Origin of the sequence: Enterococcus hailinensis, from assembly GCF_045862035.1 — a bacterium.
GTDB classification, from domain to species: domain Bacteria; phylum Bacillota; class Bacilli; order Lactobacillales; family Enterococcaceae; genus Enterococcus_A; species Enterococcus_A hailinensis.
The window spans coordinates 23,205-43,931 of record NZ_BAAFRV010000014.1 but is presented as its reverse complement, the minus strand read 5'-3'; the positions used below and the strand labels follow the sequence as shown (position 1 = coordinate 43,931).

The 20,727-nt window shown below is 36.6% G+C and carries 19 protein-coding genes, 1 riboswitch and 1 other annotated feature; of the genes, 2 read left to right on the top strand and 17 right to left on the bottom strand.

Annotation, left to right across the window (positions count from 1 at the left end; genetic code table 11):
- Positions 1-53: 53 nt before the first annotated feature.
- From ACKTSC_RS13435 to ACKTSC_RS10220, 17 genes are all read right to left on the bottom strand, one after another.
- Positions 54-299, bottom strand: coding sequence for a hypothetical protein (locus tag ACKTSC_RS13435; protein WP_211271190.1), 246 nt, complete (start codon positions 297-299; stop codon positions 54-56).
- A gap of 27 nt (positions 300-326) precedes the next feature.
- Positions 327-779 (bottom strand): glycine/sarcosine/betaine reductase selenoprotein B family protein, encoded by a 453-nt coding sequence (locus ACKTSC_RS13430; protein WP_481982003.1) that lies wholly within the window; start codon positions 777-779, stop codon positions 327-329.
- Between the two features lie 2 nt (positions 780-781).
- Positions 782-1,087, bottom strand: a complete 306-nt coding sequence (locus ACKTSC_RS10290; RefSeq protein WP_332581594.1) for a CBO2463/CBO2479 domain-containing protein — start codon at positions 1,085-1,087, stop codon at positions 782-784.
- Between the two features lie 10 nt (positions 1,088-1,097).
- Entirely contained in the window at positions 1,098-3,005 is a 1,908-nt protein-coding gene (gene prdA / locus ACKTSC_RS10285; protein WP_332581593.1) for a D-proline reductase (dithiol) proprotein PrdA, read from the bottom strand.
- 26 nt (positions 3,006-3,031) lie between these two features.
- On the bottom strand, positions 3,032-4,321 hold the full coding sequence (gene prdC, locus ACKTSC_RS10280; RefSeq protein WP_407857536.1) for a proline reductase-associated electron transfer protein PrdC: 1,290 nt from the start codon (positions 4,319-4,321) through the stop codon (positions 3,032-3,034).
- 452 nt (positions 4,322-4,773) lie between these two features.
- Complete coding sequence (locus ACKTSC_RS10275; protein ID WP_407855353.1) at positions 4,774-6,132, bottom strand: peptide MFS transporter; 1,359 nt, start codon at positions 6,130-6,132, stop codon at positions 4,774-4,776.
- Between the two features lie 29 nt (positions 6,133-6,161).
- Entirely contained in the window at positions 6,162-7,043 is an 882-nt protein-coding gene (gene pepI / locus ACKTSC_RS10270; protein ID WP_407855352.1) for a proline iminopeptidase, read from the bottom strand.
- A 13-nt stretch (positions 7,044-7,056) separates the two neighbouring features.
- Positions 7,057-8,133 carry a M24 family metallopeptidase gene (locus ACKTSC_RS10265; RefSeq protein WP_332581707.1) on the bottom strand — a complete coding sequence of 359 codons (1,077 nt, stop codon included), beginning with the start codon at positions 8,131-8,133 and terminating at the stop codon, positions 7,057-7,059.
- 439 nt (positions 8,134-8,572) lie between these two features.
- On the bottom strand, positions 8,573-9,040 hold the full coding sequence (locus ACKTSC_RS10260) for a threonine/serine exporter family protein (protein WP_407857535.1): 468 nt from the start codon (positions 9,038-9,040) through the stop codon (positions 8,573-8,575).
- Between the two features lie 51 nt (positions 9,041-9,091).
- The gene (locus tag ACKTSC_RS10255) at positions 9,092-9,853 is read right to left on the bottom strand and encodes a threonine/serine exporter family protein (protein WP_407855350.1); all 762 of its coding nucleotides are present in this window, start codon (positions 9,851-9,853) and stop codon (positions 9,092-9,094) included.
- Positions 9,854-9,925: 72 nt separating this feature from the next.
- Entirely contained in the window at positions 9,926-10,996 is a 1,071-nt protein-coding gene (locus ACKTSC_RS10250; protein ID WP_407857534.1) for a M24 family metallopeptidase, read from the bottom strand.
- A gap of 139 nt (positions 10,997-11,135) precedes the next feature.
- The gene (locus tag ACKTSC_RS10245) at positions 11,136-11,429 is read right to left on the bottom strand and encodes a thiamine-binding protein (protein ID WP_407857533.1); all 294 of its coding nucleotides are present in this window, start codon (positions 11,427-11,429) and stop codon (positions 11,136-11,138) included.
- Positions 11,430-11,544: 115 nt separating this feature from the next.
- A riboswitch (TPP riboswitch) is annotated at positions 11,545-11,648 on the bottom strand.
- A gap of 89 nt (positions 11,649-11,737) precedes the next feature.
- Positions 11,738-13,249, bottom strand: a complete 1,512-nt coding sequence (locus tag ACKTSC_RS10240) for a chloride channel protein (RefSeq protein ID WP_332581577.1) — start codon at positions 13,247-13,249, stop codon at positions 11,738-11,740.
- A 56-nt stretch (positions 13,250-13,305) separates the two neighbouring features.
- Positions 13,306-14,388 (bottom strand): replication initiator protein A, encoded by a 1,083-nt coding sequence (locus ACKTSC_RS10235; protein ID WP_407857532.1) that lies wholly within the window; start codon positions 14,386-14,388, stop codon positions 13,306-13,308.
- A gap of 652 nt (positions 14,389-15,040) precedes the next feature.
- Positions 15,041-15,586 (bottom strand): hypothetical protein, encoded by a 546-nt coding sequence (locus tag ACKTSC_RS10230; protein ID WP_332581578.1) that lies wholly within the window; start codon positions 15,584-15,586, stop codon positions 15,041-15,043.
- Between the two features lie 12 nt (positions 15,587-15,598).
- Complete coding sequence (locus ACKTSC_RS10225; RefSeq protein ID WP_332581579.1) at positions 15,599-16,447, bottom strand: ParA family protein; 849 nt, start codon at positions 16,445-16,447, stop codon at positions 15,599-15,601.
- A 728-nt stretch (positions 16,448-17,175) separates the two neighbouring features.
- Positions 17,176-18,243, bottom strand: a complete 1,068-nt coding sequence (locus tag ACKTSC_RS10220) for an iron-containing alcohol dehydrogenase family protein (protein WP_407857531.1) — start codon at positions 18,241-18,243, stop codon at positions 17,176-17,178.
- Between the two features lie 135 nt (positions 18,244-18,378).
- Positions 18,379-18,612: a binding site (T-box leader), on the top strand.
- 150 nt (positions 18,613-18,762) lie between these two features.
- Between ACKTSC_RS10220 and ACKTSC_RS10215 the strand changes: the two genes are divergently transcribed.
- Both ACKTSC_RS10215 and ACKTSC_RS10210 read left to right on the top strand, forming a co-directional pair.
- A complete protein-coding gene (locus ACKTSC_RS10215) occupies positions 18,763-19,587 on the top strand; it encodes a MetQ/NlpA family ABC transporter substrate-binding protein (protein WP_407855344.1) in 825 nt (274 codons plus the stop codon).
- Between the two features lie 94 nt (positions 19,588-19,681).
- Complete coding sequence (locus ACKTSC_RS10210; protein ID WP_332654293.1) at positions 19,682-20,692, top strand: methionine ABC transporter ATP-binding protein; 1,011 nt, start codon at positions 19,682-19,684, stop codon at positions 20,690-20,692.
- Positions 20,693-20,727: the final 35 nt, after the last annotated feature.

Sequence of the window (20,727 nt, the reverse complement as noted above, 5' to 3'; positions counted from 1 at the left end):
GGTAGTTAGGTAAGTAGCCTAAAAAAGCTGCTTATCTGAATCGACCGTTTGATTTAGACGTGGGCAATGTATTCATAAGGTAATGGAACAATCTTCCCTGGCGTTTCGATTTTAACTAATTCTTCTAGCGTATCTTTTAAAATACCTGTTTGCATTTCAATGTTATGTGGTTCTCCAGCATTCGCGCCCATTGGTACGCGTGGTGCTACAGCGCGCGGTGTCCCATTTTGACGAACAACTGGTGGTAATGCTGCAATTAAAATAGTAGGAATCCCGGCTTCCTCAATAGCTCTCTGCACGATCACGGCAGTTCTATGACAGGTTCCTCAGCCAGCAGTCAATACAACTGCATCGACTTCTTCTTCCAATAATTTTTTTGCAATTTCAGGTCCTGTTACATCGTGGAAAGCATCTTGGTCTCCCCCACCGCCCATGAAGGCATAGTGTACAGGTGCTGACTCTTTAATAAACCCTTCTGCAGCCAATTCATGTAAGCGATCAATTGGAAACATTGAATTAATATCACGGTTTGCATCCGCATTATCATAGCCACCATGAGAAACCATTAACTCATCTATGGTAGATGTATCTGGTACTTCACGGTAAGTCGTATCTCCTGCTAAGTTGAATCGTTTATCTGTTTTCAAATGAACACCTGCAGCAGTTGCTAATGCTACACGCATTTCTTTAAGCTCTTTTTTTACCGGGGTAAAGACAGATTTTGGTGTAATTGGTACGAAAATTTCTGACTGTAACCCTTCAAAGACTGTTAAGCCCATGTTTAATTCTCCTCTCTTGTTTCTTCACGTTTTTTTCTAACTTCCATTCGACGGCGTTCATGCTCATAAATAGCTGTCTTATAATGTTCGTCGGGTTCTTCTGCTAAAACTTCTGGATAGGTCATTAAAAACCCAACTTCTTGGCCAATTTCTAAATTATATTCAGAAATGATCATTCGACGTGGTACTTTTAATTGCCCCAAACGACCTTTCAAGTCGATAGTCACACTAGCATCAAAAAGTTCTACGATGATACCTTCAAACATTTGTTCCGTCGAAATGTATTTGAGTTTGTTTATTCCATCCATCTGATTCACCTTATTCTTCGATTTCGTAAATTTCTTGACGCTTTTTACTCTTAGGTAAGCTTTGTTCATTTGGAGCCAATTCAATTTTCTTACCTGTTGTTTTTTCGATGATTTCAATATTGTTCAATTTAACATTGGGATTCCATTTACGTTCAGCAGCTTTGATTGTTCCGCCACCCATCAATGTTTTCAACATTGCTAAATCACGAATCGCGTCTTCTTTACATAGTGTGTTGTTTGATAAGATCTCATTTTCGATCCCTTGTTTTGATTTATTATTATCAACCATAGCGATCATTTCTGGATTACCTACCACTAACGCACCTTGGATCGCTGAATAAGAATCACCTACAACTTTGATGCCTCGTTTACCGATTTCTTCGATATGCGATGCAAAGTCGATATGGTTATTGCCAAACCCTTCTGTTGTAACGATTGCGCCATCAACATCCATGGCTTCAACCGTCATTCCTAAACGTTTCGAAACATAGTATTTCTCAGTATTTGCTTGCGGAGAACCTACAAACATAACACCTACTAAATCAATTTCTTCATCTTCCATCGCTTCACGTACTAATGGTTCTCTCCAATAGTGACGAGAAGTTTCTTTTGATGCTGGTCCAATACATGTCAATGCATGGATCCCACCATCTAATACCTCGGTTGGTGCCAGCATAATTGGTAAATTACCAAGGTCCACGTTTGGTTTTGCTCCTAATGTTCCAACCGGTTCAATTGGCATGATCAAATTATCATGCATTGCTCCTTGGCCCATAATTTCTTTGATAATTACCACACGTTTATTGCCGATGCGGCGTTTTTGTACGATTTCATCTTGCTCTACTACAAGTGATTCGTCTGCCTTCTTCACAGCTTCACGGATTTCTTGTGTAATGTAGTCAGATGCTTTATGAGCGGCTAATGGTCCGGGACGTTCCATATTCGCGCCTTCTTTGATCGTTACTTGTGTTTTAATAAAAATCTCGCCTTTTTCAGGTGCTCCAGGACGGCCCCACATGATATTACGATCTAATTCACCTTCGGATGATCCGAATTCTCCGATCTGTACACCTGTAGCATCTGTTCCTGTAAGAACCATGACAACACCATCTAAAACACGTGTAACTCCATGGCCAATATCCGCGCCATCAACTTTAGTTGCGATTGGTTGTACGTCCATGATTGTTTCACTATATTCGTTGTATCTATCTGGTGTAATGATTTCAAAAGTCATGCTTTCCACTAGCTCTTCTAATTCCGCTGCTTCTGCACACATGTCTTCCATCTTACGTAATGTAAGAGTTGTTCCTTCAATCTTTGTTTCATCGCCAAAAACCACGTTATCAATCTTCATATGATCACGACGAACAGAACGAATAACTTTCTCTTCTACTTTTGCTTCTGATTCAGCAGTTTCTGGGCTTTCTGCCGTTGTTGCTTCTTCCATCGGGGCTGTAGGTGGTACTGGCATTGTAGGTGCCACACCCATTTGTCCTGCTACAGACAATGGTAATTCTAAATCAATTCCACGTCCTTCTGCGATATGAATCTTGATTGTTTGGACATTTCCCATTGGCGCAACCGGTACGACTGGTGCCACTGTGGTAGGTGCTGCTTGTTCAACAACCGGCGGTGCTTGCTCTTTACTTGCTTCTTCAGTAGCTTCAGAAACACCATCAAGTAATTCTTTTGTTAATGGAACCAACGCATCCGTTGTCTCTTTTAATGTGGTACCAAGTACTTGTTCGATTTTTAAAGCGTCTTCAGGAATTTCTAATAATCCTGAATCCTCTAAATCGGGGAAGATCGCTGGATCTTCTAAATCATCTGGTGCGATTACTTTGCCTGCTTCTGCACGGCAACACAATACTGCAGGATCTTTGGCATGTTCTTTAGCAGTTTCTGCTGTAATAGACATTCGTTAATTCCTCCTAAATTTTCAGATTAATTTGTAGGTAATTTACGATATAGTCTGTGACCATCTGCCCGCAGTACATGATCTGTATGATGATAAACCGGAACTCCTAACCTAGGAGCTACACCCATTACGGTGTTCGTTCAATCGGAACAAGATCCAGTCATCACTACTTCTGCTCCTTGTTTTTTCAACGACAGAACAGTTTGAGCTTGACCTGGACAAATACCTGGCAGGGCACATCTATATCTTCCATTCACTTCTACCATCCGCTTGCATCTTTCAGCAGCGACAACTTCTGCGCCCATATTGTTAGCAATTTCTGTCATCCGTTCAGCAGAACCTCCGCATTCACAGATCAAAAGACCGACCTTCCGACTTTCTTGTGGGAATGGCATAGCGACCAATACACCACCACTTATTTTCGTGATTGGTGTGATTTCATCCCCACTTCTTCCAGTCATTGGTCCGCCGATTACGATTTCGCCATGAGGTTCAACATACCCTCCGACATTATTGATCAATGTTTTAACTGGTGTACCGATTGGAACATCAATAAAGACGGTTTCTTTTTGTTTTACACGTCCAGAAACAGTTACATCTTTATCGATAAATGGCTTACGATCTTCAATCGCTTCCACAATTCGTTTAATCGTTTCCACATTATCGATCACCGCTCCAACTTCAGTAGGAAGCTGACCCGGTTCCAAAACGATATCCATAACTTCCCGCACGATCATGCGCTCATCGCCTGCTGGATAAATATCTGGTAATTGATAAACCTCTAATGTTGGTTCACTATCGATCGCTTTTAATAGCCGTGTAACTAGTACTCGATGTTTGCCTTTTACAGCAATCACACCTTTTGGTGCTTTAGTCATTGCCATGCAATATTTCATTCCACGAATCAATTGATCGATGTGTTCGTTCATTTGTTTGACATTATGGATAAGTAAGGCTTCGCACTCTGCTCCATTAGCGATAAAAACGCCTTCAGGAATCTCACAAGCTAATTTCAAAAAGGTTGGAAAACCAGCACCGCCAGCACCAACGATCCCAGCATTTTCCACCGCTTTAATCGGACTGTCTGTTTCAGTAATTGGTAAATAGGTTGAAAAATTTTGCTCTTCATCGATCATCAAGGCAATATTATTTTCATCTACATCAATTATCCTTCCAGAAAAGCTTGCATGGATATTGGCACCTAATCCATTCGGTTCGGCAATCAATTGTCCTCGCTGAACATGATTACCTGCTTTTACAATTGCTTTACATGGAGCGCCGACATGTTGTTTTAATGGTATAAGAATTTGTGTCAATTTATTTCACCTCCTAACTTTTACATTTGTTCGAACTTGAGCAAATCAGCCACCCGTAGTTCAAGTAAATAATAGCACAATCATTTTGCTTCTGAAAGATGATAAATTATAAACTTGGTATTTTTTAATAAAAAAATTAGTTGCTCATTCTAAAAAAAATATAAATAAGTAAAATCCTACTTTATTTATTTTATATAAAAAAAGCTAAAAGCACTTATATATAGGTAAAAAAACCTTGTAAATATCATTCCAATTGATATTTATTATAATTTAAGGTAATAAAAAATTGGTTATCTACTAATGAATATATGAATTAAATCGTTATTTAAATGATATCTATTCTCATTTGAAGAAATCGCTTTCTATTTAATTTTTCTATAAAACACCCTTATTAAAAACTTCACTTCAATACAAAAAAATACACTGATCTCGATTGAGATCAGTGTATTTTTTTACTCAGCTGTTTCTAATTTATCAAGTGATTTACTGCCGAACCATAAAATAATCCCTAATATGATTACAACTGCTGCTAAAATTCCATAACCCATTTGGAATTTAGCTGGATCTGCTGTTTCTAATACCGCATAGATGACTGGATAAATCATTTGCGAGAAGAAAACAGCGATCGTCCAAACACCTAAAAGCAAGCCCATCAATTTTGCTGGTGCTAATTTAGCAATGAACGAATTTCCTAATGGAGAGAAAACCATTTCACCAACGGACATCAATAAACTAACTAATGCTAGCCATAAAATGCCTGTGTGTCCATTTCCAATTCTATCTGCAAGCACCATCACCACATAAGAGATACCAACTAAAATCATTCCTAAAGCGGTCTTTTTAAACATGCTCATGTCACCTTTAGGACGTGTAGCTAATTTTGTCCATAAACGACCTAAAACTGGTCCCAATACGATACAAGTCAAGGCATTCATTGAATCAAAGTATGAAGTTGGAACTTTGAAGCTGCCGATCATCCAATTTGCTCGTTCAATAAATCCAGCACCATCACCATAGCCAAAATAGAAATATGCCGGCATATACGCTAAATACCAAACTGTCCAAAAAGCAACAGAAAACAAAGTGACCAAAATAATTGCAACGATTCGTTTTTTATCACCTGAAGTTAATTTCGTATCTGCCGCATCATCCGCTTTTTTACCAGCTGATTCGAATTGACGTTGATCCACTTTAAATGGTTTTTTTCCTGCTTCACCTAAAGAACGGCTATTAAAGATAAACCAAAGCGCATCAATTAGTAGCAGAATTCCACAAATCAAAAATACAAAGTTGAAACCAAAAGCCGGAATCAATAATACTAGAAAAGTCGTCCCAATAAATGAACCAACATTCACAAATGAATATTGAATCGAGAAGGCTTCATTTAATTCTTTCTCGTCACTAAACAGTAAAGCATTCACACCCGAAAGGTTCCCCTTAAATAATCCTGTACCAAGTGCAACTAAAATAATCATCAGCCAAACCATTCCCATTGAGCTGGCTTGCCAAGCTAACATATAGCCCAGACCCATCATGATCATTCCGACTGACACACACAGGCGCGGACTTAACCAATAATCCGCGATATAGCCGCCAAAAGTCGGTGTAATATAAGTGGCTGCTACAAACCAAGCTGAAATTTGTACACCTTGTGCACTAGTCATTCCTAATCCACCTGAAGCAGCTGTTGTAGCGATCCAGATCGCTAACATATATTTTGCAGTATAAAAGGCACATCGCTCAAATGTAAATCCGAGTGCACAGACATAAAAACCAAACGGCTTTTTTGTTTTTACCGGAGTTGTCTCCACTATCTTCTTCCCTCTTTCATTAAAAAATTTTAGTCGTTGGCTGACAGCCAATTTTCCAGTAACAGCATGTATTTTTCACGCTCTTCCACAAATGGCATATGTCTGCTATTGGCAAACAATTCCCATTTCGCCCCTGGAATCGCATCATACATTGTTTTAGCTACTAAAGGTGTAGATAAATCATTTGTACCACTTGTAACAAGTGTTGGCACAGTGATTCCACTCAGCTTTTCCGTATAATCATACCCTTGCAGTGTGCCCTCTGGAGAATATTCATTAGGACCCCAAGCAGTAAGATAACTTTCTGTTCCAGCTACTTTTTTACGCCACAATGGCTCTGGATCATTTTTGGTAAATACTGGGGCAGCATGACGAACCATATAACGATCGTTAGCGGCCAAATAAGCTGGATCACTATAATTATTCGTTTGTTCTGCTTTAGCGATCGCCGCTTGATCCTCTTCAGACATAAATTTGATCATTCGATGTTGCTCTTGTGCCCAAAGTTTAGCAGAAGAAAGAGTACTTGAAAGCACCATACTTTTTATTCCTTTGGGGGCATAATCACAAACATAAATAATTTCCAACATACCGCCCCATGATTGTCCGAGCAAATGAACTTCATCAAGTTCAAGATGCTCCCGCAAAGCGATCAATTCATTGACCCATGTCTCAGCTGTCCAAAGTTCCGGCTGTGATGGTACCGCCGATTTTCCACAACCTAATTGATCATACATGATGAGTTGGCGTCCATCGCCTGCCAACTCATCAAGAACTTCAAAATAATTGTGGGTAGAACCTGGACCACCATGCATGAGAACCAAGGGTTTTTTATTACCGGTTTGTTCTCCAACGATTCGATAATAAGTTTTATGACCTAAATAAGGCATATATCCTTCTTCGATTTTCATACTTTTTGCCCTCCTAACCGACAACTTCTAAATCTTTAGGATAGTGGTTCAAGTTCTCATAGCCATCTTCTGTACAGATAATCAAATCTTCGATACGCACACCGACTTCGCCCGGAACGTAGATGCCCGGTTCAATCGAAAAGACCATTCCTGGTTCTGCTACGCTATGATTAGCCGCCGAAACATCCCCTGCTTCATGACAATCGATTCCAATAAAATGACCTAAACGGTGCGTGAAATATTCACCATAACCTTGCTCTGTGATGTAATCCCGAGCAGCTGCATCTAAATCAGAAAATTTTACTCCCGGTTTAACCATTTCAATGGCACGACGATTAGCTTCTAAAACAATCTCGTAGATTTCACGGGCTTTGTCGGATACTTCTTTATAAAAGACCGTCCGTGTCATATCAGAAGCATAGGAATTTTTGATACCCCCAATATCTAAAATGATTGAATCCCCTGGTTTCACTTTAGAGTCATCTGTTTCGTGATGTGGATCTGCAGCATTAGCTCCATAACCAACAATTGGATCAAAAGAAAAACCACTGTTTCCTAAATCAGCATAGATTTCCGCTAATTTGTCACGCATCTCAAGCTCTGTCAATTCTTCTGGCAATAAATCCTTTAGGCGCCCCACAGCAATATCATTATCTCTCGAAGCTTCACGCATCAAATCAAGTTCGTCAGCATCTTTGACTGCTCGAACAGCATCTGTAACTTCTGAACCATTGCCTAATTGTGCATTCGATGCAATTTCTAATAATCTCAATAAAAAGTGCGCAGGCCAGTTCTTATCGATCCCGATCTTTTGATCCGTATCTACATACTCTAATACTTTTTTGACAGCATCATCTGTATCATCGATAAAGACTTTTTCAACGCCCAAATCTTCTTCAATCGGAAATAACTTGTTTACGATCAACGTATTTTTATTTTCTGGGGTAATTACTAATACAAGTAGCCGTTCACCTGGATGAATCCAGCGTCCCGTTAAGTAAAAAATAGTCGTTGGATCTGAAACTAACAATTGGCCATACCCTTGGTCTTTCATTTTTTTGATGACTCTTTCAACGCGTTCTTCTTTCAAAATCTTTCACTCCTTCAATAATGATAGTGGTATATTGCTATTTAAAAACAGCTCACTTTTAAGTTACTGCTTTTAATTTATTTAAACGAATCCAGCTGACCTGTAACAGTTCATACTAAAAAAAATATTGACTCGCTTTTTTTAAAAATAATTTAAAAATAACTATAAAGCCAAATATTTAGTTTAACCTTTACTGATTTTATGATCATGAAACAAAATGAATCCGCTTTAATCATTCTACTATACTTTTCTGAACAATTAAACAATTCTTAAAATTATTTCTAAGCACTAACAGTACCTTACTTTATCCTCTTACTTTAAATATTGTTTTACAAAAAAGTATACTCATCCTTTTTTGTATTAAAAGTTCCTCTCTTTTTTTATCATTCAATAACAATAAATGTAATAATAAAAAAACTAGTATTGTTATATAACAATACTAGTTTTCTTCCACTATTTTGTTTTTTTGCATTTTATGATATGAATAAAAAAATTTAGGCGATAATTCATACCCAATTGTGATCCCTACTGCAATAGCGATCGCAATTTTTAACACTTGAACACCAATTTGCGCTGCTTCGATTGAATTGCCTATAAAAAAACTATACGTAAAATTGTAAATACCCATCCCAGGTACTAAACAAAAAATACCACAAATCAAAAAAATCGTGACCGGAGCTTTTAAGGCAAAGGATGCTTCTCTTGAAAGATAGATCAAGACCAAAGAAGCTATGAATGTTGCCATGACTGGGGCAACTAAAAAGTGCATAATCAATAAATAAATAAACCAGCCACAGGCTCCGATCACACCACAATAAATATAATAACGTCGTGGGACCTCAAATAAAATGGCAAAGGAAATCGTTCCTAAAAAACCGGCTATGACTTGCAAGACTAAATTGACCAATCGCTTCTCCTCCTCTTTGACGAATCAATAATACCTTTATTTTTCAACACTTTAGTACAACATATCAAAGACTTGTAATACCAACCCCACACCAACTGAAACACACAGAGCTGTGATCAAAGCATTCACGATTTGCCCCCAACCAGAACTATAGTCGCCATCAAATAAATAGCGGATACCATTGACGATAGCAACTCCTGGTAACAAAGAAATGATCCCACCGGTAACCAAACTAGTCAATTGAAGAACTGGAAAAAAATGAACAAATAGACAAGCAAGAATGCTAACGAATCCACTACAAGCTATTGTCGAAATAATATCGGATAAGTTGAATTTCGGTAATAAGCGCATAGAAAATAGTGCTAACAATACACCTAAAAAAAGAGCTCCGATGGCATCCCAAAAACTACCTCCAAAGATAAAACAAAAGCTAGCACTACCAAAAGCATAAGCGAAAATTTTCAATGGTGTAGAAGCAAATGACTCTTGTTTAATTTGTTGCAACCAAAGATGCGCGTCTTCCGGACTCAAACGTTTTTCTGTTAGTCGACGGGATAACGTATTGATTTGTTCGATTCTCCCCAAGTTAATTGGTGATATCGGAATATCCCTTACTCGTGCCTGAACAGTTTTATCTTCTAAGCGTGCGGTCATAAAAATACCATTGATCAACACAAAGCTGTCAAATTCTTTTAACTCTAATGCGGCAGCGATATGACGAATCGTTGTTTCGATTCGTTTGATTTCGGCCCCATTTTTTAATAATGTCTCACCAATATCATAAACTAAATCAAAGCATTCCTGCTCCTTCATCCGCTTCCCTCCTCTGTAAAAAAACGACGACAGCTTTTGCTGTCGTCGTTAATAGTATAGCTTAAGCGCGGCTTACAATTCAATCAAATCATGTGGAATACTGATCATATTTTCATAGCCACTCTCAGTAATCAAAACTTGATCCTCAATTCTCACACCGCCCCATTCAGGAATATAGATGCCTGGTTCGATCGTCATGACCATATTTGTCTCTAAAACATCCTCGTATTGTTCATCGATATACGGCAACTCGTGAACAAACAAACCAATACTATGTCCGATGTTACGATAAGTATATTGCGGATATTCTGTCCCGGCTAATGGTTTCAATGATGCTTGATAGATATCTTTGACTGTAGCTCCATTTTTCATAACAGCCTCAGCTGCTTCCAAACTCTGCTTTTCTAACTCATAGACTTCTTTTTGTTTTTCCGAAGCTTTACCTACGACTACTGTGCGAGTCATATCAGACATATACCCCTCATATTGACAACCAAAATCCATCAGAACAAAATCGCCATACTCGATCGCCTTTTTTGATGGGATGCCATGTAACAAAGAAGTATTTGTACCAGAGATCAAAATATTTCCATAAGGTTGTGTATCTGCGCCTTCTTGTACCATGTATAATGAAAGTTTTGCCGCCAATTCTTTCTCGGTTACCCCAACATGAATATCTGATAGTATGCGGTTAAAAGCACGACAAGATATTTCACAAGCATTACGCATATACTGGATTTCTTGAGGCGATTTGATGGCACGCATCCGATCAATCACACCACCCGCTTGGATAAATTCAGCAGATGATTTAGTTGTAAAATCAGCATACATGTCATACGTTAGATAGTCCGCTTCAAAAGCAACTGTTTTGATTTGTTTTTCGCTTGTTAAACGAGCAATAGTATCACCAACCGTTTTTCCTGGCAAACGCCAATTGATAATTTCATAGTCAGGTACTTCAAGTGCCGCTTGCTCGGTATAACGTGGGTCTGTCAAAAAATATTTCTCGTTCGGAGTGATCAGGATAAACGAATCATCTCCTGTCCAGCCACTAGTAAAACGAACATTCACTCGCTTCGCAATAAAAAAAGCATCCATTTTTTCTTTTTCTAAATAAGATTGAATCTTCTCTTCATTCAACATCTTTCCACATTGCCTCCTCTTAAAACACTTTTGTGTCTCTAGACTAGCAGTGGAATTAAATTTGGTCAAACGTTTTCAAAAAATATTATAGCAATAATCTTTACAACTTTAACTGCTTTTTATCCCTACTTTACTTTCACTATTGGTGTTTCTTAGTTTTCTTTTCGATTGTTAGAACGTCACCTTCTGATTGATACACAATTTTGATATATGCTGAAACTTGTGGTGCCCCCGCTTTGATTGCAATCAATTGACAATTTTTGACAATTTCCATTAATCCTTCATAATCACCTTCAATACTCGTTTCAAAAGCACCAACTTGATAGGTATATCCAGTTGATTGAATGTAAGCAATGACTTCATCGACCACCCGAATCAATTCCTCGCTACTTTCCGTTTTTGGTAATACTTGAATGGCTACGCTTGCTTCCATGAGCGTCCTCCTTTTAGATAGTCATTAAATAAAAAAATGTGAGACATTATCTATCCAGATAATCACTCACATTTGAAAAGGATTCAATCAATCACAACTAATTTATTATTCAATTCAATAAATTAGTTTTTATTCCTACGTCAGCATTATCTGAATCAGGTCAATGGGTCGAAGTCAAGCTTCCTCTCAGCCAAAAAAATAGCTCCCCACATTTGCTATTTAATTATTTCCATATTAGACCTCTACATTTTTTCCGTCAACTATTCTTGAAAAATAAAAAAGTACGAGAAAAATTTTCTCGTACTTTTTTATCGACGACGATGTCTGCTCATTCGAGTAGTTGGTTGCTCTTTAACCGAATCTGTTGATTCAAAATCGGTCACTCGCTTCGTTTCACCTTTAGATTGAATTTTTTTACGATCTAGCAAATCTGATTTTGCAACAATAACTTGTGGCTGCGCTTCTGTTGTCTCAACTTTTTTACGCTCTGCTGATCTTCTTCGTTCAGCCATTTCTTTAGAATTAGATTCTTTGAGTTCTGTTTTAGCTGAACGTTTCGGTAATTGCGGAAGTTTAAAGGTTTGAATGGTTTGTGCTTCATGGAAAAACGGTACCCGTTGCACAAATAGATTGGCTAAGTAGCCTGCCAACCAAATCCATAAGAAAAGTTCCACTGGAAATACTAATAAAAACAAGCATGCAGTAGCAAAAGGCTGCTTTAAAATCACCGCACAAGTAGCTGCAGTAAAGACTGCTGCTACTACCCCTGGTGAGTAAGGCAATATATTTGCAAATGCTAGAGCAATGGCAATACTTGAAAAAATCATTGGAAAAATTGTTCCGCCTCGCCAATTACAAGCTAAACAAATCATCGTGATCACTACTTTTCCTAAACCGATCAAAAGTAAGATGAAAAAATTCATAGTCTCCGCTTGGCGAGTAAATGATAGTAACGTATGCTCCCCCGAAAAAAGAAAATAAGGAGAAATCACACCAAGAATACCTAATAAGATGCCGGCAAAAATTGCCAACGGTAGTGGATTACGTATCCGCTGATTCAATTGTTCACTCTTTTTTCGTAGAAATAAGAAAAATTTCCCAAAAAGAGCACCTAAAATAATCATTGGAACACATAACAGTACGCCTTGCCAAGTAAAATTAATTGCCATTCGACGAATCGCAAAAACTTGTTCTTGATCTGGAAATAAATTATAGGTTACTAGATAACCGATAAATCCTGTAAAGGTCGCAAAAATATATAATACATATTTCTTCAACTTGCTTTCCGTTACGACTCGCCAATCTTCTTTTTCAGCCGAACGGCCAACTCCGAATAAGGGGGTCATAAAAATGACGCCTAACGATGTCCCGATTCCAAATTCTGTTAAATCAGCCCGCTGACTTTCAGAAATTTTTCGTTTATCCGCTACATAAGTAATTAATCCACCGATCATTGCTACTAATGCTGCTTCCGGGCCTAAGCTAGCTCCAAAAAGTAATACAATAAAACCACCTAAAAGGTTACGAACGATTTGTCCTTCATGATAATCAATCCGTTTTGTTTCCTGATATTCAGTCAGAGATTCTTGCAGTGTACGAGGATATCCTCCAAAGGCTCGAACAAAAAATCCAATAAGAATTCCACCAATTGGACAGATAATTAATGGATAGAGTCGCGGATTTCCAAGAGCTTGTGGCAATATTTGCCACAGCAACTGATGTCCCAATTCTGAAACACCCATAAATAAGGCTACAATCACTCCAATAGCTAATCCTAACAGACCGCTGTAGCCAAAAAACGCTAGTTTAAACTTATTCATAAAATTAACCTTTCTTCTTGTTAGACTCCGCTACATTATAACAAAGGTTGTGCGTCTTAGGAGGCTTTTTTTACGACTTTTTGTGTTTTATATTGTTTTTGCTTTTCTTTTTGCTTCATGATATTTTGTTGAAGTCTTGAAAGCGTTTGTTCTAATTCTCTCGTCATTTCATAATGATCGACTAGATACTGACGAGTCTTTTCTGTGAAGAAGCCGCGCATAAAGGTAAAAAAGAATGCTTCTGGATTTTTCACATTCTTATATCGATACATTTGTTCTAAGGCTTTAGCAACTGCATCTGAAATTCCGGCACTGAAATAGCTATTGTCTTCAAAAGTCAATACTTCTGATTCAGCAGGCAAACCAGCTTCGATTAATTGTTGATTACTAGAATATTTGGCTTTGAAGATGGTATCGATAAACCACCGCGACTTCTCATAACTATTATCACAAAAAGGCAATAAACGTTGAAAAACTTGCTGAGGTAATAAATGAGTATAACGAGCAGCTAACGCCTCTATCAAAACACTATCTTGAGAGGGGGCTGCAGAATTCGTGGTCACGCGAGTTACATTTGTTGTATTTGTTATATTTTTTGCTAATTGTTTTTGTGTACTTGTAAGCAAATTTTGCGCAGACGTAGACGCAGATTCTGCTACCCTATCCACAGGGGATAACTTTGGTTTTTCTGTCACAGGATTATCCACAGTTTTAATTGTCCGTGTTGTCATAAAATTTTTAAAAACTAGTGGAATAGTTGTTCCTTCAGATGGTGCTTGAGGATTAGCAACATAGATTCGATAATTTTTTAAGCCATGTCGCATTACTTGGATTAGGCCAAGCTCAGCTAAAGAACTTTTAAGATTTGTCACTTTTCTTTCCGAAACACGCAGCAAAGAAGCCGCCTCTTCGTTGGAAAAATAAATATAAGGATGCCCGTCCTCGTTTAACCAACTACCATCTTTTTGGGAATTATAAATACTACAAGACATACGCATGGTATATAAAGCATGAAGCATCATGGCTTCAATTGAAAGAGATTCATAGATAGGGTTGTTAATAAGATTTAGATCAACGGGAATATAGTTACCGTTAGGCAAGTTTGTTGCCGTCATAATATTCGTCAATGTTGTGGACATCACAAAAAAACCTCCTTAGATTCTTTCATACTTGTGAATAACGAAAGTTTTTAAAAAGGTTTGAGTTCTATCACAGATATATTGAGAAAGCACCTTAAATATGCTATACTTAATAAAGGTTAGGCAAACACCAATTTTTCTAACCCTTTAGAATTATTTGTATGTGATATGCTAATTCGCCAAAATTAGCTCAAACCTTTGAGTTTAGAGATCGCCAAATCTTTAAACTCTTTTTTTTTCGTTTTTTTCTACACGTTTAGAATAATGGATTGGAAGCCTAATGTAAAGCGATTCCTATACATCTTTTTTTAGAGTAAACTTTTAAAATGTTTGTAAAACTTATTTCGGTTTACTTTAATACAAGCAAAAATAAGTTTAAGTTTACCTAAATTAAACTAATAAAAGTTTTTAAAGTAAACTATAATATAGGAATAAGACGAGTTGTGGAAAAATCGAAGTTAAATAAAAACTAAGGCACACAAGTTTTAGATAAGTTATCCACAAATAAAAGTGTAAATCGTTTTCTATTATAAAAGTAAACCTTAAAATTGGATTAAGACAATATAAAGTATACCGATAAGAATGATAGAATCTAAAAAAAGTAAACCTTATTGCAGGAATAACCTGTTAATAAGGTTTACTTTTTTTGCGATCATTTCTCATCGTTTTCTAATTCTTTGAATAATTTTTGATATTTAGGCTTTTCTTTATACTCTTGCATCGATGCTTCTTCTAATTGATCTAAAAAATTACGATCATCTTTTGACAATCCTTTTTCGATATAATAATCATAAAGAAAATCAATCATTTTATCTGGCGTATAACCGTCAAATTTAGCATTGATCAGATTTTGCATACGAATTTTTGTCCGAGCAGAGATTTTTTGCATTTCTAAAGCTTTCAAACGTGGGTCATAATATTGACGTTTACGGCCTCGTTTCCCCGTTTCTGGTTCTTTTCGAACAGAAGTATTTTCACGTAAGTGCGGAGAACGTTCATTCAATCGATCTGTTTCTTCATGAACAGAAGCACGACGGAAATCATCCTCAAGACTAAGTGATCTGTTAGCTAAAAGATCTTTTGAAGTGGGTTTTTTGTCTTCTTTTTTGTCTTGATTTGAGTACTCAGACATTTTTTCAATGCCTTTATTCTTTTTTTTCGCAGTTAAAAGCGAATCCAGTTTCATTTTTTTCGCCATTTAACGTCTCCCCTACTCTTCACCGCTCAATATACGACGGTGTTCATCAATTTCATCTAAAATATTGACAAAAACTTCATGTGCACGTTTATCCCACTGTTCTACTTTGCCATTTTTATTAATATCATAGGTAATACCAGAGCCATCGTAACGTTTTAAACGACTTTGGTTCAACACAACAGTATCCAATAAATGAGCACCATAAATATCTTTTGCAGCAGTATAAATTTCTTGATCCACAGAATCACGTTTTTGCATCATAAATGGAACAATTCCTACTACCTCTAGATCAGTATCGTATTGTTCAATAAAGAAATTCATGTAATCAATGTAATTTTGAGCCCCTTTTAGAGATTTTACTTGTGTTTGTAAAATCACTATGACGTATTCTGCAACATACATTGCTGCATTTGAATAGGTACTAATCGTCGGTGGGACATCAATATAGATGACATCATAAATATCTTTCAACGGCTGAATCAATTTTTCCATATATCTAAATTGAGAAAGTTTATCACCAGGATACTTTTCAATCATATAATCAGGAAAATCAGAAAATGAAATATTTGCAGGAATCAAATCAAGATCAGGCATGATGTTATAAATAGAAGAAGTTATGTCCCCTGTTCTAACAGCTTCCCAAATAGTCGCATCGAATTCATCGGGTAAATTTTCATTCCCAAAATTTTCGGCTGTGATAGATAGTACATCACTAGTATTTCCTTGAGGGTCTAAATCGATTACTAACGTTTTACGTTTTTTTCTAAATGCACTTTCAAAAGATAACATTTGAACGGTGGTTGACTTACCTACCCCACCTTTAAAATTTCCGACTACATATGTTTCAGCTTGTTTTGGCATAAAAATTCTCCAATCATAATTACTCAAATAAAGTTTACTACAAAGATAATAATAATGCAATAAAGTTTACTATAAAAAGTTCAAATAAAGTTTACCACTATGCCTTTAAATAAAGTATACTTAAATAAACCAATAAAGTAAACTTTATTGTTAGATATATAAAGTTTACTTGAAAATAATCTATATGAGGTTTACCTTGTATAAAAAAGTAAACTTAATATAGTGAATAAGTAAACTGAAAAAATAAAATAAAGTTTACTATTGAAAAATTAAGGTATACTTTTTACTTATAAAAAAGCCTATTTAATAGTATCTTATCATATAAAAAGTAAACTAATTGCTATTTAAGGTAAACAATATAGAAAATAAAAAGTAAACTTTATCATTGAATTGAAATAAAATAGGTAAACTCTTTGATTAAAAAGTAAACTATATAATCAAAGTATACCGTTCACCTAAATGAACTTTTTTTCAGTAAACCTTCAAAATATAAATAAGGTAAACCTAATACTTGAAGAGAAACATGAAAAATAGTTTACTTTTAAAATAAATAAAGTAAACTTATATATTGATAGACTAAAAGGTAAACTGTATTTTCAACTTAAAGGTAAACTTTAAAAACGGTTTATTTTATGTGCTAGTATGGCTATAGATAGATAAGTTCATATTTTTATAGTAAACTTCAAAAAAACGCATTAGGGTTAACCCTAATGCATTTAAAGTAAACTTCATAATGATTCGATGATTTGAATTGCTTGATAAATATCATCAATAGTAATGTTAGCATCTACCATATTAAAAGTTTCTGAAGATGAAGCAGCGTGTTTAATAACAGGAGCTAGGTGCTCTGGGGATAGATCGTAGACATTCAATTGTTGTAATTTTAAGGGTAAACCGGTTGCTTCATAAAAAGGTCTTAAGTTTTTGAGTTCATCGAGATCTTTGGTGTGGGCAAGTTGGACTAAAATGCCATAAGCAACTTTTTTCCCATGAAGTTGGTCATGTGTTTCTTCTAAATAAGATAGCCCATCGTGAATCGCGTGAGCTCCAGCAGAACGACCATAAGCAGCAGCAAATCCACCTGTTTCCCCGGCAAGCCCAATAATTGTATCAGCCACACGACTGAAAGTAGGGGTGATTTGCTTGTTTTTCAAATCATTTATGGCTGAAATAGAATCTGTTAAGAGCAAATCTTGAATCGCTTTTGCACTGGCAATCCCTAAACGTACATAGGCAGTTTTTTTATCTTCAGTGAGGGTTCGAGTGATACCTTCAATTTCATACCACTTAGCTAATGTATCGCCGATCCCGGCTATAAAATAGTCGACGGGTGTATTCAACAAAAATGACCAATCGACTAAGGTTAAGAAAGGTGCTCGTTTCATATAACCAATTGATTTAAAGGTTCGATCTGGGTGATAGATCGCAACAATCGGTGTGAAGGGAGCACAATTAGAAATCAAAGTTGGAATGACTAATAATTCAGCATTTAATTCTTCAGCGGTCATTTTGGCCGTATCAATCAGACGGCCACCACCGATAGCGATAATTAAATCGGCAGCAATGATTTCTGAAGCGAGTGCTGAAGCATTCTCATAACTAGCGGTTCCATCGTAACGATAAACAGGAAATGGGAGTTCATTTTTGTAGTAACTTTTAAAAATATCAAAGGAGGTGTCTCCAGTAATAATAAAAATTTTTTCAAAATCAGTGAGATAGCTAGGCAAATTTCTTAAAATATTTTCACCGCTTACGTAACGGTTCGCGCCTGGTCGTACTTCAGTAGCAATATCCATTTGGTCAACTCCTTAAATGTGATTTAAAATAGTTTAGACCTTGTTTAAATTAAAGTCAAATGTGTTTTCGGTAATAAAAAGAGTTGACAATTTTAATTTAGGTGTGTAGTATACGATTTATCAATTTGCAAACAAAGAAACGTGATGAAGAGAAAAGTATAGATCTTAAAGCATCAAAGAGAATCCGGGTAGGTGAGAGCGGATATGTGGCATGGTTTAGAAAATGGTCTCTGAACGGGATTGTCGATAGGTAGACAATGACGGGGCAGCGCTCGTTAAAAACGCTCAAGTATAATTAGTACTTGTAAAGACGGTAGTCGTGAGGTTATCGTAAACGAAGGTGGTAACGCGAGTAAACTCGTCCTTTTCTGACAGATTTAGTGTTGGAGAGGGGCGAGTTTTTTTCTTTGTCTATCTGCACATTGATAGGTACTGATTTTTCATTCGAAAAATCGGTACTGTTTTACGGCCATTATAATTTTAGGATCAAAAATAAAAAGTTAAATTAGGAGGAATAAAATGAAACGATTGGGTAAAGGAATTTTATTAAGTGTTGTGGCATTGAGTGTTGGAGGATTATTAGCTGGATGTGGTAGTAAAAGTGAAGCCAAACATTTAGACGAAAAATCAGTGACGATTGGGGTCACTTCTGGACCACACCAACAAATTATGGAAGAAGTTGCTAAACAAGCAAAAAAAGATGGAATCGAAATTAAAATAAAAGCTTTTGATGATTACAATACACCGAACACGGCATTGAATGATGGCGACTTAGACGGAAACAGTTATCAAACGTTGTCTTTTCTAGAACAGCAAGTGGATGATAAAGAGTACAAACTCGAGTCGGCTTTTAAAACAGTCGCTTTTCCATTAGGGGTTTACTCTAAATCAATTGATAATTTAAGTAAACTTCAAAACGGAGATAAAATTGGGGTGCCAAATGATCCTACAAATGAATATCGTGCATTAAAGTTATTGGAAAAAGCGGGCGTATTGAAATTAAAAGCTGGTGTTGAAGTTAAAGCAACTAAAAATGATGTGGGTGAAAATCCTAAAAAGATTGAAATCGTTGAATTAGAAGCGTCACAAATTCCATCGCAATTAAGTGAATTATCTGCAGCAGTAATCAATACAAATTTTGCATTTGGTGCTGGACTAACGATCAATGACGATGCGATCTATCATGAGCCTTTAGAAAATAATCCGAATTTCAATGTGTTTGCTGTCCGCACGGAAAATAAAGATGACAAGATCATCAAAGAAATCAAAAAATATTATCAATCAGATGAAACGAAAAAGTTTATTGAAGATACCTTCAAAGGTTCTGTTGTCCCAGCCTTTTAAGAAATCATCGTGAGCTGCCAGCCCTGTTACTTATTACTTGAGTAAGAGAGTTGGCAGTAAAAAATGTAATTGTAAAATAGAAGAGGTGAGCCGAATGATCGAATTGAAAAAAGTTTCAAAAGTGTATCAACAAAAAAAGCGGCGGATTGAAGCAGTGAAAGAGGTTGATTTAAAAATTGAAAAAGGCGAGATCTTCGGTGTTGTAGGATATTCAGGCGCAGGAAAATCGACATTGATTCGGATGATCAACTATTTAGAGCCACCTACTACGGGTGATATCTTGATCAATGGTCAAAATTTAAAAGAACTTAACAAAAAAGAATTATTGTTAACTCGAAGGAAAATCGGGATGATTTTTCAAGGTTATAACTTACTTTCAACAGCGACGGTGTATGAAAATATTGCCAAACCGTTAAAATTAGAAGGTGTTTCTAAAGAGGTAATCAAAGAGCGTGTGGCTAAATACTTAGCATTGGTTGGCTTAACCGATCGTAAAGATAATTATCCGGCGCAACTTTCTGGTGGTCAACGTCAGCGGGTTGCCATCGCTCGAGCTTTAGCGCATGAGCCGGAAATTTTGTTATCAGATGAAGCCACAAGTGCCTTGGACCCTGAAACAACGGAATCGATTTTGACATTGTTAACGAAAATCAATCAAGAATTGGGAATTACGATCTTCTTAATCACCCATGAAATCGAGGTCGTTCAGCGAATTTGTGATCGAGTGGCGGTGATGGAAGAGGGTCAGATTGTTGAAGCTGGGCCGGTAATTGATTTATTTACGCAGCCTAAAGAAGCAACGACCAAACGGTTTATTGGTGCGAATGATAGTTATGGTGTTCCGGAAGAGGTATTATCAAGTTATCGAGATACAGGGCGCTTGGTGCAACTGCAATTTATTGGCGACGAAGCTACCGAACCGGTCTTATCAAAAGTCGCAAAAGAATTTCCATTAAGCCCAAATATTTTAAGTGGTACAATTGGCTATTTAAAAGAGCAGCGACATGGAAAATTATTAGTGCAATTTTCTGGCGGGAGCACAGAAGATTTTTTTGCGGCAAAAGAATATATCAAATCACAAGGTATTATTATAGAAGAAATTTGATTGGTTGCTTTATAAAAAGTTGAAGACATGAAAAG

What these genes read in the sequence shown, in the direction of transcription:
- ACKTSC_RS13430 (WP_481982003.1), bottom strand. Translation starts at nt 779, where the DNA reads ATGGGCTTAACAGTCTTTGAAGGGTTACAGTCAGAAATTTTCGTACCA.
- ACKTSC_RS10290 (WP_332581594.1), bottom strand. Translation starts at nt 1,087, where the DNA reads ATGGATGGAATAAACAAACTCAAATACATTTCGACGGAACAAATGTTT.
- prdA (WP_332581593.1), bottom strand. Translation starts at nt 3,005, where the DNA reads ATGTCTATTACAGCAGAAACTGCTAAAGAACATGCCAAAGATCCTGCA.
- pepI (WP_407855352.1), bottom strand. Translation starts at nt 7,043, where the DNA reads ATGAAAATCGAAGAAGGATATATGCCTTATTTAGGTCATAAAACTTAT.
- ACKTSC_RS10255 (WP_407855350.1), bottom strand. Translation starts at nt 9,853, where the DNA reads ATGAAGGAGCAGGAATGCTTTGATTTAGTTTATGATATTGGTGAGACA.
- ACKTSC_RS10250 (WP_407857534.1), bottom strand. Translation starts at nt 10,996, where the DNA reads ATGTTGAATGAAGAGAAGATTCAATCTTATTTAGAAAAAGAAAAAATG.
- ACKTSC_RS10245 (WP_407857533.1), bottom strand. Translation starts at nt 11,429, where the DNA reads ATGGAAGCAAGCGTAGCCATTCAAGTATTACCAAAAACGGAAAGTAGC.
- ACKTSC_RS10240 (WP_332581577.1), bottom strand. Translation starts at nt 13,249, where the DNA reads ATGAATAAGTTTAAACTAGCGTTTTTTGGCTACAGCGGTCTGTTAGGA.
- ACKTSC_RS10235 (WP_407857532.1), bottom strand. Translation starts at nt 14,388, where the DNA reads ATGTCCACAACATTGACGAATATTATGACGGCAACAAACTTGCCTAAC.
- ACKTSC_RS10230 (WP_332581578.1), bottom strand. Translation starts at nt 15,586, where the DNA reads ATGGCGAAAAAAATGAAACTGGATTCGCTTTTAACTGCGAAAAAAAAG.
- ACKTSC_RS10225 (WP_332581579.1), bottom strand. Translation starts at nt 16,447, where the DNA reads ATGCCAAAACAAGCTGAAACATATGTAGTCGGAAATTTTAAAGGTGGG.
- ACKTSC_RS10220 (WP_407857531.1), bottom strand. Translation starts at nt 18,243, where the DNA reads ATGGATATTGCTACTGAAGTACGACCAGGCGCGAACCGTTACGTAAGC.
- ACKTSC_RS10215 (WP_407855344.1), top strand. Translation starts at nt 18,763, where the DNA reads ATGAAACGATTGGGTAAAGGAATTTTATTAAGTGTTGTGGCATTGAGT.
- ACKTSC_RS10210 (WP_332654293.1), top strand. Translation starts at nt 19,682, where the DNA reads ATGATCGAATTGAAAAAAGTTTCAAAAGTGTATCAACAAAAAAAGCGG.